Source organism: Streptomyces sp. NPDC001717 (assembly GCF_042892775.1).
Lineage (GTDB): Bacteria > Actinomycetota > Actinomycetes > Streptomycetales > Streptomycetaceae > Streptomyces.
Genome location: NZ_JBIAUK010000007.1, coordinates 32,678 through 45,667, shown reverse-complemented (window position 1 = coordinate 45,667; position 12,990 = coordinate 32,678). Strand labels below are relative to the sequence as shown.

General features: G+C 69.3%; 11 protein-coding genes, 1 tRNA gene and 2 pseudogenes. 5 read left to right on the top strand and 9 right to left on the bottom strand.

Going from position 1 to position 12,990, the window contains the following annotated elements:
• Nucleotides 1-27: 27 nt before the first annotated feature.
• The 5 genes and pseudogenes from ACFYZL_RS14805 to ACFYZL_RS14785 form a co-directional block, all read right to left on the bottom strand.
• Nucleotides 28-1,542, bottom strand: coding sequence for a DEAD/DEAH box helicase (locus ACFYZL_RS14805; protein WP_388679137.1), 1,515 nt, complete (start codon nt 1,540-1,542; stop codon nt 28-30).
• 310 nt (nt 1,543-1,852) lie between these two features.
• Nucleotides 1,853-2,056 (bottom strand): cold-shock protein, encoded by a 204-nt coding sequence (locus tag ACFYZL_RS14800; protein ID WP_384748973.1) that lies wholly within the window; start codon nt 2,054-2,056, stop codon nt 1,853-1,855.
• 311 nt (nt 2,057-2,367) lie between these two features.
• Complete coding sequence (locus tag ACFYZL_RS14795) at nt 2,368-2,811, bottom strand: DUF2267 domain-containing protein (RefSeq protein ID WP_388679134.1); 444 nt, start codon at nt 2,809-2,811, stop codon at nt 2,368-2,370.
• Between the two features lie 64 nt (nt 2,812-2,875).
• Nucleotides 2,876-3,269 (bottom strand): annotated as a pseudogene (locus ACFYZL_RS14790) (DUF2267 domain-containing protein).
• Nucleotides 3,270-3,384: 115 nt separating this feature from the next.
• Complete coding sequence (locus ACFYZL_RS14785) at nt 3,385-3,819, bottom strand: Hsp20/alpha crystallin family protein (protein ID WP_384748967.1); 435 nt, start codon at nt 3,817-3,819, stop codon at nt 3,385-3,387.
• Nucleotides 3,820-3,947: 128 nt separating this feature from the next.
• Between ACFYZL_RS14785 and ACFYZL_RS14780 the strand changes: the two genes are divergently transcribed.
• Both ACFYZL_RS14780 and ACFYZL_RS14775 read left to right on the top strand, forming a co-directional pair.
• A complete protein-coding gene (locus ACFYZL_RS14780) occupies nt 3,948-4,601 on the top strand; it encodes an HSP18 transcriptional regulator (protein WP_384748964.1) in 654 nt (217 codons plus the stop codon).
• 56 nt (nt 4,602-4,657) lie between these two features.
• Entirely contained in the window at nt 4,658-5,032 is a 375-nt protein-coding gene (locus tag ACFYZL_RS14775) for an STAS domain-containing protein (protein ID WP_388679130.1), read from the top strand.
• 259 nt (nt 5,033-5,291) lie between these two features.
• On the opposite strand, the gene ACFYZL_RS14770 is transcribed toward ACFYZL_RS14775, so the two are convergent.
• Nucleotides 5,292-5,362, bottom strand: a tRNA-Gly gene (locus tag ACFYZL_RS14770).
• 461 nt (nt 5,363-5,823) lie between these two features.
• Between ACFYZL_RS14770 and dcd the strand changes: the two genes are divergently transcribed.
• On the top strand, nt 5,824-6,411 hold the full coding sequence (gene dcd / locus ACFYZL_RS14765) for a dCTP deaminase (protein WP_376660035.1): 588 nt from the start codon (nt 5,824-5,826) through the stop codon (nt 6,409-6,411).
• Nucleotides 6,408-6,908 (top strand): phosphoribosyltransferase, encoded by a 501-nt coding sequence (locus tag ACFYZL_RS14760; RefSeq protein WP_384748958.1) that lies wholly within the window; start codon nt 6,408-6,410, stop codon nt 6,906-6,908. The genes dcd and ACFYZL_RS14760 overlap by 4 nt, the downstream gene beginning before the upstream one ends.
• Before the next feature lie 90 nt (nt 6,909-6,998).
• On the opposite strand, the gene ACFYZL_RS14755 is transcribed toward ACFYZL_RS14760, so the two are convergent.
• Complete coding sequence (locus tag ACFYZL_RS14755; protein WP_384748955.1) at nt 6,999-7,904, bottom strand: Yip1 family protein; 906 nt, start codon at nt 7,902-7,904, stop codon at nt 6,999-7,001.
• A gap of 252 nt (nt 7,905-8,156) precedes the next feature.
• On the opposite strand from ACFYZL_RS14755, the gene ACFYZL_RS14750 reads away from it, so the two are divergent.
• Nucleotides 8,157-9,146, top strand: coding sequence for a hypothetical protein (locus ACFYZL_RS14750; RefSeq protein WP_388679125.1), 990 nt, complete (start codon nt 8,157-8,159; stop codon nt 9,144-9,146).
• A gap of 643 nt (nt 9,147-9,789) precedes the next feature.
• On the opposite strand, the pseudogene ACFYZL_RS14745 reads toward ACFYZL_RS14750, so the two are convergent.
• Both ACFYZL_RS14745 and ACFYZL_RS14740 read right to left on the bottom strand, forming a co-directional pair.
• A pseudogene (locus ACFYZL_RS14745) lies at nt 9,790-12,051 on the bottom strand ((Fe-S)-binding protein); the annotation flags it as partial.
• A gap of 110 nt (nt 12,052-12,161) precedes the next feature.
• The gene (locus tag ACFYZL_RS14740; protein ID WP_384736382.1) at nt 12,162-12,692 is read right to left on the bottom strand and encodes a sugar transferase; all 531 of its coding nucleotides are present in this window, start codon (nt 12,690-12,692) and stop codon (nt 12,162-12,164) included.
• Between the last annotated feature and the right edge of the window lie 298 nt (nt 12,693-12,990).

Sequence of the window (12,990 nt, the reverse complement as noted above, 5' to 3'; positions counted from 1 at the left end):
TGGGTCAGTTTCCTGAGCACGTGGTTCTCAGGCCGCCGCATCGAAGGCGGGCTGTCGTACGCTCACGCGCCGGGCCGTCGCAGCGGGCCGGCGCCTTCCCCGGGAGGCCGAGGCGCGCTGGGCGCGTTCGACGACCGGTGCGGTGATGACGACGGGGACGCCGGAGGGTGCCTGGGCGCCGGTGATGCGGTTCAGGGCCTCGTCGCCGGAGCGGACCTGGGTGGTCTTCGGGGTGATGCCGGCGGCCTGCATGAGGCGGGTCATGTCGCGGCGCTGGCCCGGGGTGACCAGGGTGACGACGCTGCCGGACTCGCCGGCGCGGGCGGTGCGTCCGCCGCGGTGGAGGTAGTCCTTGGGGTCCGTGGGCGGATCGACGTTGACGACGAGGTCGAGGTTGTCGACGTGGATGCCGCGCGCCGCCACGTTCGTCGCGACCAGCACGGTTACGTGGCCGGTCTTGAACTGGGCGAGGGTGCGGGTGCGCTGGGGCTGCGACTTCCCGCCGTGCAGGGCTGCCGCGCGGACACCGCTGTCGAGGAGGTCCTGGGTGAGTCGGTCGACGGCGTGCTTGGTGTCGAGGAACATGATGACCCGGCCCTCGCGCGCCGCGATCTCCGTCGTGGTGCGTTGCTTGTCGGCACTGTGGACGTGGAGCACGTGGTGCTCCATCGTCGTCACCGCACCGGCCGAGGGGTCCACCGAGTGCACGACCGGGTCGGTCAGGTACCGACGGACCAGCAGATCGACGTTGCGGTCCAGGGTGGCGGAGAACAGCATCCGCTGCCCCTCGGGACGCACCTGGTCCAGGAGAGCGGTGACCTGGGGCATGAAGCCCATGTCGGCCATCTGGTCGGCCTCGTCGAGGACGGTGATCGCGACCTGGTTCAGTCGGCATTCACCACGGTCGATGAGGTCCTTCAACCGGCCGGGCGTGGCTACGACGACCTCCGCGCCTCCGCGCAGCGCTCCGGCCTGTTTGCCGATCGACATGCCGCCGACGACGGTGGTCAGGCGCAGCTTCACGGCGCGGGCGTACGGCGTGAGGGCGTCCTTCACCTGCTGGGCCAGCTCGCGGGTGGGGACGAGGACGAGCGCGAGCGGCCGGCGGGGCTCGGCGCGCTGCCCGGCGGTGCGGGCCAGGAGAGCGAGGCCGAAGGCGAGCGTCTTGCCGGAGCCGGTGCGTCCGCGGCCGAGCGCGTCACGGCCCGCAAGGGTGTTGGGCAGGGTCGCGCCCTGGATCGGGAAGGGTACGGTCACGCCCTGCGCGGCGAGGGCGGCCAAGAGCTCGGCCGGCAGGGTCAGGTCGGCGAAGGCCTCGACGGCCGGCAGCGCGGGAGTGATGGTCTTCGGCAGGGCGAACTCGCCCTGCACTGCGGTGAGCCGCCGACCAGGTACTCGCGATCGCCGCGGATCCGCGGAACGACTCGGGGCCGACGAGCCGAAACGGCTGCCCCGCTCCGATCCGGCGGCGGTGGCGAAAACGGGAACGCCGGCGCGGTTGCGGGTGCGAGAGGAACGGCCGTTCGTACGTGTGCGGTTCATTGAGAACCTTCCTTGATGCGGCTCAGATCAAGGAATTTCCGCAGCGGGAACGCGGTGCGGGAAATCGCAAGAACGGGCCGAATGGAATGCGAAAGCGACTCCGGTCCACCGGGATTCGGTACGGGCGCCTGCGCCGAGGTGGGATGGCGTCATTCCGACGCGAAACCTGGAAAAACTGGGGAGGGTGAAGCGCCGAGCGGGGCGCAGCCCTTAATGTTTCGTCCCGCAGTGATGCCACTGCGGGAAATGGGTGCAGCTGGGGCCCGCACCCCGAAGGATACGGGCCCCAGCTACGAAATGTGCGCCGGCGTCAGGCCGGAACGATGTTCTCGGCCGTCGGGCCCTTCTGGCCCTGCGCGATGTCGAAGGTGACCCTCTGACCTTCCAGCAGTTCGCGGAAGCCCTGGGCGGCGATGTTCGAGAAGTGGGCGAAGACGTCGTCGCCGCCACCGTCCTGCTCGATGAAGCCGAAGCCCTTTGCTGCGTTGAACCACTTCACGGTGCCAGATGCCATGTGAAATCTCCCTTGGGGCAGTACGCCGGCGTCCGCATGGTGCGGATGCCGTGTCGCGGCGATGATGCCCCGCCGGAAAAGGACCGGAAATGTGAAGCGCCTGAGCTCGTTGAAGCCGATTGAGGCGCTCGAAGTTTTTGGGTACCAAAACTGCAACCGAGATCGACAGTAGCACGTCATGGCTGTCCGTGCTGCGTAAAATATCTCCATCGCTCGCGGTGCGGAAAAACTCTCCCTGCGAGGTCGGTTAAATTCTCTGACGGCGAGGGTAGATATTTATTTGTCCTGGCATCGGTGGCCGGTCCGGCGCCTCACGCTGCGGGCTGTGGCCGGCGCAGTTCGGCTTGGCCGAAGAGGAGGGCGTAGCCGGTGGGGAGCTGGTGGAGGATGCGGGTAAGGAGGCCGGGGTCGGTGAGACGGGTGACGACGGCGAGTACGGCGCCGGTGTCCCAGCGGGCGACGGCCGGGCTGGTGCCGGCGCGGGCGGCCATGTCCTTGATGAAGTCCCAGCCGGTGAGCCGTTCGGTGGCGGGGATCTGGGCGGTCAGGGCCAGTGCCGCTTCGACGGGCAGGGCCTGGGCCAGGTCGACGCGTTCGTCTCCGACGAGCTGGCGGCCGAGCGCCGCGAGGACGCTGCGGACGGCTTCTTCTGCGCGTTCGCGGGTGGGGTAGGCGCCTTCATGGCGGACGTGTTCCAGGATCTGCTCGAACGTCATGGTGGGCTGGGCCTGGTGCGGTCGAGGCTGGTCGTACATGGTGCTGCGGTTGCCTTTCTCGTCGCGGGCTCGGTGTCCGGCCGGTTGCGGTGACGTCGGACGGTCAGGTGGGCCGGGGGTGGCCGAAGAGGAGGTCGTAGCCGGGTGGGAGCTGGAGCAGGGCTTCGCGGGTGAGGGCGTCTCCGGCCACGTCGGCCACGGTGGACAGGACCGTGCCTATGTCCCACAAGGCCGTCTTCTCGGTGGCGCCCTCGATCCGGGCCGCGCTCGCGCGGACGAATCGTTCAGGTGAGAGCGGCTCCGCGGCCTGCAAGGTTGAGGAGGATCAGGGCGTAGGTCTCGGGAAGGCGGGCCGCGAGTGCTGCTCGCACGGCTCCGACCAGGTGCGCGCCCATCAGGGCCAGGACTACGCGGGCCGCTCGTTCGGCCTCTTCCTGGGTCTCGTACTCGCCTCGTTCCTGGACGTGGTCCAGAAAGGCTTCCCTGCGCATCGACATCTCACGTCACCTCCGGAGGAGGGGTGAAGAGGGCAAGGGGTGCGGAGGACGGGGCGCCGGAGGGGGATAGGGTTCCCCGTCCTCCGCTGCTGGTGCCAGGGGGTTGCCGGGCCGGTCAGCCGGAGATCTGCTTGCGGCCGGCGTCGCCGCCGATCGCGATCTTCCGCGGCTTGGCGCGCTCGGCGATCGGGATCCGCAGGGTCAGGACACCCGCGTCGTAGTCGGCTTCGATGTGCTCGGTGTCGAGGGTGTCGGCCAGCATGACCTGGCGGGAGAAGACACCCAGCGGCCGCTCGGACAGTTCCATCTGCACGCCGTCGGACTTGCCCGTGGGGCGGCGCTCGGCCTTCACGGTCAGCATGTTCCGCTCGACGTCGATGTCGATCGCCTCGGTGCTCACACCGGGCAGGTCGAAGGCGATGACGTACACGTCGCCTTCGCGGTAGGCGTCCATGGGCATCACGGACGGCTTCGACCACGTACCCGACGCACCCGAAAGCTGCTGAACGATCCGGTCCATCTCGCGGAACGGGTCGGTGCGCATCAACATCGCGAAACACCTCCAGTTGGTCCAGGCAGAAACTGCCAATGCGCTTCAACGTGCTCCCGTTGTAACATGTCATCGAAACGATGACAAGCAAGCAGTCATCTGGAGGATGACAGACCACGGAGACCGCCATGACCGAGGCCGCAGAGCCGACCCCACCCGTCACCTTCCTGGCCGCCGCCGCGGCGCTGGAGACCATCCACCAGGCCGTCAAGGACGCGCAGCAGGCAACATCGGCAGCGTCGCCGACACCGGGCGCGGGCCCCCACCCGGCCCTGGCCGCCCTGCTGATGCTGCGCGAGGTCCGCGAGCAGCTGGGAGGCTGGGAGGCCGGCCTGATCGAAACTGCCCGCAGTGAGGGCGCCAGCTGGGCCGACCTCGCCGGCCCCCTGGGAGTCGCCAGTCGCCAGGCCGCCGAGCGCCGCTACCTGCGCCTGCGGCCGGGGAAGGCCGGAAGCACGGGCGAGGAGCGCGTCCAGGCCACCCGGGATGCTCGCGCCGCCGACCGCAGCGTGGACGCCTGGGCCCGCGACAACGCCGCCGATCTGCGGCGGCTCGCCGGCCAGGTCACCGCCCTCACCGGCCTCGCTGCGGACTCCGTGGGCGCGATCGGCGACCTGAACCAGGCCCTCGCCCACAACGACACCGCCCGCCTCGTCCGCCCCCTGGCCGGTACCCGGGCCCACCTGCGGCCCGAGGATGCCGAGATCGCCGAGCGCATCGACGCCATGACCCGGCACGCCGACCAGCTCCGCCAGAACACCCGCGATCAGCGCAGTTCGTGACCCGTATCCCCGGCGTCGGGAGGGGGGCGCCTCGATGGATGCAAGGAGTGATCGCCATGGCCGGACAGCGTCCCCAGCCCCCCGGCGGCAACGGCATCGGCGTGGAGATCCTGGAACACGCCGTCACGATCAGGCCCACCGGAGAGATCGACATCGATACGGCGCCCGCCTTGCACTTCGCCCTCTCCGAGGCGCTCGCTCATGCTTCGGTGGTCAAGCCCGTGGCGGTCGACTGCAGCGGCCTCACCTTCTGCGACTCCTCGGCGCTGAACGTGCTCCTCGCCGCGCGCCGCGCGGCCCAAGGGACCGGCACCGTCATCCGCCTGCCGGCTCCTCGGCGCCGGCTCCAGCGGCTTCTGGAAATGACGGGCACCCGGTCCCTCTTTCCCGTGGACCCGGAACCGCCGGCCGGTCGACAGGTGCCGGAGTAGGCGCCCTGGCTGGACGCGTCTGCCAACTGTCGGTTCAGCACCGCGAATTGGCACCACCCGACCGCTGCTGTGAGGCAGGTCATGCGCAATGCGCCTCGCGATGGGAGGTGCGATCGCGTCCGGGAGGTGTGAATGGTGTGCGGAAACCCCTCCGGGCAGGGCGTTCCTGCGAGTTGGGGCACGCGGAGGGCACGGCGAGGCCAGAGAGGTCTAGACAACGACGAAAGCCCCAGGTCGCTGACCTGGGGCTTCGTGGAAGAGCGGATGACGGGAATCGAACCCGCGCTATAAGCTTGGGAAGCTCATGTTCTACCATTAAACTACATCCGCAGGGTGGACCAGTTGCCTGGATCCTTACCGTTGCCCACTCTACCTCATGATCGACCCCCGGTGTGTTCGCCGCGGGGTCGTTGTCGTGTGTGGCGTGCATCCAGGCGTGTGTGGGCGGGAGTTGGGGCGTACCGTGTGGGTTCGGAGCGGCGGCTGGAGCTCGGTCCCGATCATCCCCTAATGTGGCGATTCGTCGCAGTACAGCTCGTTGGGGAAAGGGACTCGATGGAGCACACCGTCGTCCGTTGTGCCGAAGGGCACGTGTTCAGTACCGCCTCCTTCCCGCTGCAGCACCTCGGTGCCGGCCGGATCGGGCCCGGACGGTTGCTGCGGTGTCCGCGGTGTGCGCGGTTGCGCCAGGCCGTGCCCGTCGGTGGCGTGAAGCGGTAGCAGGAGGCAGGAGGCGCGCGCGGTGCCGCTCTCGATTGGGGGTGGCCCGTGCGCCTGCGTATCCTCGGGACGTGCTTCTCTCTGACAAAGACATCCGGGCCGAGATCGACAGCGGACGGGTTCGCATCGACCCGTTCGAGGAGTCGATGATCCAACCCTCCAGCATCGACGTGCGCCTCGACCGGTTCTTCCGGGTGTTCGAGAACCACCGCTACGCCCACATCGACCCCGCCATCGAGCAGGCCGACCTGACCCGCATGGTCGAGCCGGAGGGGGACGAGGCCTTCATTCTGCACCCGGGCGAGTTCGTCCTCGCCTCGACGTACGAGGTCATCTCGCTCCCCGACGACATCGCCTCCAGACTGGAGGGGAAGTCCAGCCTCGGCCGTCTCGGCCTGGTGACGCATTCGACCGCCGGGTTCATCGACCCCGGGTTCTCGGGCCACGTGACCCTGGAGCTGTCGAACCTCGCCACGCTGCCGATCAAGCTCTGGCCGGGCATGAAGATCGGGCAGCTGTGCATGTTCCGCCTCAGCTCGCCCGCGGAGTTCCCGTACGGCAGCGACCGCTACGGGTCCAGGTACCAGGGGCAGCGCGGGCCGACCGCCTCGCGCTCCTTCCAGAACTTCCACCGCACCCAGGTGAGGCACGAGGCATGAGTGACGTAGTACGCGAGAACCTCTCCTACGAGGGCTTCGGGAACGCCATCCGCGAGCTGGCGACCACCATCGCGGAGGACGGCTACGAGCCCGACATCATCCTGAGCATCGCTCGGGGCGGGGTGTTCGTCGCGGGCGGGCTGGCGTACGCGCTCGACTGCAAGAACATCCACCTGGTGAACGTCGAGTTCTACACGGGCGTCGGGACCACGCTGGAGATGCCGGTCATGCTGGCCCCCGTGCCCGAGGCGATCGACTTCACGAACAAGAAGGTGCTGATCGCCGACGACGTCGCCGACACCGGCAAGACGCTGAAGCTGGTCCACGACTTCTGCCTCGGCCACGTCGCCGAGGTGCGCTCCGCCGTCATCTACGAGAAGTCGCACTCCCTGGTGCAGTGCGAGTACGTGTGGAAGCGCACGGACGACTGGATCGAGTTCCCCTGGTCGGTCCTGCCGCCCGTCGTGAAGCGTGAGGGACAGGTGCTCGACGCCTAGTTCCACGGGCGTGGGCAAAGCGGAGGGCCCGCCGTGCGGAGGATCGCGCGGCGGGCCCTTTCTGCGTGCGGGGAGGGGCGTGCGGCGGGGCTACAGCGTGCCCAGCTTGATGATCGACAGCAGGGCGATCAGCTGGATCGCGGACGCGCCCAGCGCCTTCGGCCACGGCAGGTCGTGAGACTTGCTGATCAGCGACGTGAAGAGCGCACCGGCCGCCACCCAGGTGGCCCAGCCCAGGACCTGGACCAGGCCGTTGTCGCCGCCCAGGAACACCGCGAAGAGCAGGCGCGGGGCGTCGGTCAGCGACATGACCAGCATCGACAGGCCCACGGTCGGCTGCCAGGCCCCGTCGCCGCCCATCTGGCGGGCCAGCGTGTGCGTGACGGCGCCCAGGAGCAGACCGCAGATGACGAAGGCCGCTCCGGCGGAGAGGACGATCGGGACGGCCTTCGACAGGGTCGCGTTGATCACGTCCTTGCGGGCGTCGTCGAAGCCGAAGACCGCGAGGAGGCCGTAGAGGAAGGTCACGGTGAGCGCCGGACCCCAGACGGCGTGGTCGCGCATCTGGAAGAAGGTCTGCCCGGGCCGGGTCACGATGCCGCGGAGCAGTTCCTTCCAGGGCAGTCGCGGCCCGGCCGGAGCCGCCGCGGCCCCGCCGGCCTGGTAGGTCGAGCCCTGGCCGTACGGGTCCTCGCCGAAGGCGAAGACCTGGGTGTGCCCCGGGTTGTCGTTGGTGTATCCCGGTCCGGGTGCTCCGTGGCCGTACGGCTGCTGCGGTTGCTGCTGACCGTACGGGTCGAAGTACTCGGGCTCGCCGTGCCCACCGCCGGCGCCCGGCTGCGGCCACTGCTGCTGCGGGGGCGGGGGGCCGGCGGGAGGGTAGGCCTGGCGGCCGTACGGCGGCTGCGGTTGCTGCTGACCGTACGGCTGCTGCTGCGGGGGTTGTTGGGGCGGGCGGTTGTTGTCCCGGCCGCGTCCGATCCTGAATCCAGCCACGTGATCGAACGTACCTGGTCCTGCGGGGTCCGGTGACCGGGCGGCGGAAAGAAGCACCCTTTGCGGCTGAGCTGTGACATCCCCTAGGGGATGTCCGGGGGAACCCCGAGCTGTCCGGTTTACGTGTTTGCGTCGCGTTCTGTTGGTCCTCGTTACATTCCCTACGGAATACGCACATATCGGGTCCGTAGCTTCGTGAGTGTCGCTGAACGAATGAACGAATCAACGAACGAACGAGAAGAGCCGTCCGTCATGCGCAGCACCCCCCGCACTCGCCGTACCGCCCTCCGTACCGCCGCCGTCGTGACCGGCGCGGCCGCCGTCATGGCCCTCCCGGTGGGATCCGCCTTCGCGGACTCCCCGGCCGTCCCCGAGCCGCAGGTACTGCCGGGGATCGAGCAGCCTCCGGTGGACCCGCCGGTGGACCCGCAGATCCAGCCGCCGGTGAAGCCGTCCGAGAAGCCGGTCGAGAAGCCGAAGCCGAGCGTGCGGGCGTACGTCACGACCGTGAAGCTGGCGGACGGCTCGATCGCCAAGGTCTACAAGATCTCCGACAACCACTTCGAGGCGGACATCCTCTCCGGCGGTACGAAGCTGGACACGCTGGTCAGCAAGGGCGGGGCCGCGACGTACGGCCGGAACAACGGCCTGCACGTGGTGCTCCAGCCGAACGGCACCGTGACCTCGTGGGTCGAGGGCTCCGAGAAGCCGAAGCCGAAGCCGGAGGTCAAGAGGGAGAGCTCGGTCCGGCTGACCATGCCGGACGGGCGGATCGCGAAGCTGGTCGACGGCCCGAACGGCAAGCGCGTCCACCTCTCCATGCCGAACGGGAACGCCCTCGGCACGATCGACCTGAAGCACCCGAGCGTGCAGAACGACGGCTGGACGTACAAGCTCGTCCGGGACGGCAAGCGCGTGAAGTTCGTCGTCATCGACGGCAGGGGCGGCGGGAACAGCTGGGTGTACGACTTCAACGGCAGGCTGATCGAGAAGTACACGGTGGACACGAAGCGCGACACGAAGCGCGACACGAAGCGGGAGACGGGGACGGCGGACGTCGCGAAGGACGTCGTCAAGCCGGCCGTCGAGCGGATCGTCCCGAAGGGCGGGGTCAAGGCCGGTGCGGAAGGGGTCGCCACGGCGGACGCCGACACCCCGCTGCTGCTGGCCGCGGGCGGCGGCATGGCCGCGGTCGGTGCGGCGGGCCTGGGCTTCGCGATGCTCCGCCGCAACCGGACCTGACCTCCGGACTCCCGCCCCTCCCGGACCCCGGCGGCGGACCGGGGCCCTGTGGGGCCGGGCGGAACACATCGCGGCCCGGCCGGCCCCCCGGCGGGGCGCCGGACATGCCGGAACGGCCGGCCCCCCGGGTGGGGGACCGGCCGTTCCGGTGTGGTGCGGGTGGACCCGGGGACTACTTGGTGTCCTCGGCCTTGACCGCCTCGGGCTTCGCCTCGGCGTCGTCGTCCGCCGTCGTCGTCGCCGTCTCGGCCTCGTCCTTGGCCTCAGCCACGGCCTTCGCCTCGTCCTTGGCCTCGGTCTTCGCCTCCGGCTTGGCTTCAGCCTCGGTCTCGGCCTCGGGCTTCGCCTCCGGCTCGGCGCCGGCTTCCGCCTCGGCTGCGGGGGCCTCGGCCTCCGCCTCCGCTACAGGAGCCACAGGCTCGGCCTTGGCCTCGGATTCCGGCTCGGCCTTCGCCTTGGCCTCGGCTTCCGCCTTCGCTTCGGCCTCGGCCTTCGCCTTGGCTTCCGCTTCCGCTTCGGCCTTCGCCTTCGCTTCGGCCTCTGCCTTGGCCTTCGCCTCCGCCTCGGCCTTCGCCTTCGCTTCCTCCTCGGCCTTGGCCTTGGCAGCGGCCTCCGCGGCAGCGGCTTCGGCAGCGGCTTCGGCTTCGGCGGCGGCTTCCGCGGCGGCGGCTTCGGCCAGTTCGGCCTCCGTCGGGCCCGGGGCCTTCACCGACTCCAGGAGGAGCTGGGCCACGTCCACCACCTGGACGGACTCCTTGGCCTGGCCCTCGTTCTTCTTGCCGTTGACCGAGTCGGTCAGCATGACCAGGCAGAACGGGCACGCCGTGGAGACGATGTCCGGGTTCAGGGACAGGGCCTCGTCCACGCGCTCGTTGTTGATGCGCTTGCCGATGCGCTCTTCCATCCACATCCGCGCACCACCCGCGCCACAGCAGAAGCCCCGCTCCTTGTGTCGGTGCATCTCCTGCTGTCGCAGGCCCGGAACGGCCGACATGATCTCGCGCGGCGGCGTGTAGACCTTGTTGTGGCGGCCCAGGTAGCACGGGTCGTGGTACGTGATCAGACCGTCGACCGGCGTCACCGGCGTCAGCCGGCCCTCGTCGATCAGGTGCTGGAGCAGCTGCGTGTGGTGGATGACCTCGTACTCGCCGCCGAGCTGCGGGTACTCGTTCGCGATGGTGTTGAAGCAGTGCGGGCAGGTCGAGACGATCCGCTTCGCCGACTTCGGCTTCTTCGTCTCGGGGTCGTCGTCGTCCTCGCCGAACGCCATGTTCAGCATGGCCACGTTCTCCTGGCCCAGCTGCTGGAACAGCGGCTCGTTGCCCAGGCGGCGCGGCGAGTCACCGGTGCACTTCTCGTCGCCGCCCATGATCGCGAACTTGACGCCCGCGATGTTCAGGAGCTCCGCGAAGGCCTTCGTGGTCTTCTTGGCCCGGTCCTCCAAGGCGCCGGCGCAGCCGACCCAGTAGAGGTAGTCGAACTCGGAGAGGTCCTCCGCGTCCTTCCCGATGATCGGGACCTCGAAGTCCACCTCCTTGGTCCACTCGACGCGCTGCTTCTTCGCCAGGCCCCAGGGGTTGCCCTTCTTCTCCAGGTTCTTGAGCATCGTGCCCGCCTCCGACGGGAACGCGCTCTCGATCATCACCTGGTAGCGGCGCATGTCGACGATGTGGTCGATGTGCTCGATGTCGACCGGGCACTGCTCGACGCACGCACCGCAGGTCGTGCAGGACCACAGCACGTCCGGGTCGATGACGCCGTTCTCCTCGGCGGTGCCGATGAGCGGGCGCTCGGCCTCGGCCAGGGCGGCCGCCGGGACGTCCTTCAGCTGCTCCGCGGAGGCCTTCTCGTCGCCCTCCATCGTCTTGCCGCCGCCGGCCAGCAGGTACGGGGCCTTGGCGTGCGCGTGGTCGCGCAGCGACATGATCAGGAGCTTCGGGGAGAGCGGCTTGCCCGTGTTCCAGGCGGGGCACTGCGACTGGCAGCGACCGCACTCGGTGCACGTGGAGAAGTCGAGGATGCCCTTCCAGGAGAACTGCTCGACCTGGGAGACGCCGAAGACGTCGTCCTCGCCCGGCTCCTCGAAGTCGATCTCCTTGCCACCGCTGGTCATCGGCTGGAGCGCGCCGAGGGCGGTCGCGCCGTCCGCGTTGCGCTTGAACCAGATGTTCGGGAAGCCGAGGAAGCGGTGCCAGGCGACACCCATGTTGGTGTTCAGCGAGACCGTGATCATCCAGGTGAAGGACGTGACGATCTTGAGGGCCGCGAAGAAGTACGTGAGGTGCTGGATCGTGCCCGGGCTCAGCCCGTCGAAGGCGGCGATCAGCGGGTACGAGGCGAAGAAGCCCGGCTCCCAGCCGTCGACGTGGTGCTGGACGCCCTCCAGCGCGCGCAGCGTCATGATGCAGACGCCGACGATCAGGATGACGGCCTCGACGAAGTAGGCCTGGCCCGTCTTGGATCCCGCGAAGCGGGACTTGCGGCCCGCCTTGCTCGGCCGGCTCAGCTGCCGGATCACGATCAGGGTGACGATGCCGAGCACGGTCATCAGGCCGAGGAACTCGGTGAAGATCTCGTACGGCAGCCAGTCGCCGATGATCGGGATCAGCCAGTCGGCCTGGAAGAGCTGGCCGAAGGCGTTGACGATCGTCAGCAGCAGCGAGAAGAAGCCCACCGCCACGAACCAGTGGGCGAAGCCGACGATGCCCCAGCGGTTCATGCGGGTGTGGCCGAGGAATTCCTTGACCAGGGTGATGGTGCGCTGCGTGGGGTCACCGGTGCGCGTGCCCGCGGGCACAGGCTGGCCGAGGCGCACGAATCTGTAGATCTGCGCGATGGCACGGCCGAACAGCGCGACGGCTACCACCGTGATGACCAGCGACACGATGATCGCGGCGAGTTGCATGGGCGGGCTCCTCGGGCAGCACTTACTAAGCGGTAACTTATGAAGTCAAGGCTTGAGGTTACCCATTCCCGACGCCGCAATGTAGCCGAGCGTGCGGTGATCTGTGTCGCTCAGGCGAGCCTTTGCCGCAAGGCCGCCCGAGGGGTCTGCGCGAGGATCGCCAGGTCCATCCCGAGCCAATGGTTCTCCACATAATGCCGGTCGAGCAGGGCCATCTCCTCCCAGGGCAGGTCGGAGCGCGCGCTGACCTGCCACAACCCGGTCATTCCGGGACGTACGAGCAGCCTGTCGGCCCGGTCGGTACGTGATTCCGGGCGCGGGCCGACGAGGGACATCTCGCCGCGGAGCACGTTGAGCAGCTGGGGCAGCGCGTCGAGCGCGCAGCGCTCCACCGCGGCTCCGGTGCGGCCTGCCGGGGCCGTGCGGAACCTCCAGGTCCGGAAGGGCCGCCCGGACAGCCCGGCCACCGGCTCCCGCACGAAGACCCGCCCGCCCTGGGTCGCGCAGAGCAGCCCGGCGGCCAGTGCGAGCGGTACGGCGCACAGCGCCAGCAGGGCGGCCGCGCCGAGCAGGTCGAACACCCGCTTCGCCGAGGGCCTGGCCGGTCGTGCCCCCGGCCGGGCGATGAGGGACGTTGCCATGCCAGCACCGTGCCGTACGCCTCCCGGCCGGGGTGGGTGGCGCGCGGCCGGGTGACCCGTTCGGCTGCGGCGCCGCCGCCGGGGCTCCGCCCCGGAGCCCGCGCCTCGAACGCCGGCGGGCCTGGAATCGCCCCGCGCCGCAAGTGGCGGCAGGGCCGGAATCGCCCCGCGCCGCAGGCGCCGGCAGGGTCGGAATCCGCAGGGTTGCGTGTAAGGGCGACCTAAAGGTTGAGTCGACTCGACTCAGTTCTGTTGACGTGCGCGCCGCGATGAGTCATGGTTGAGTCTGTTCCACTCA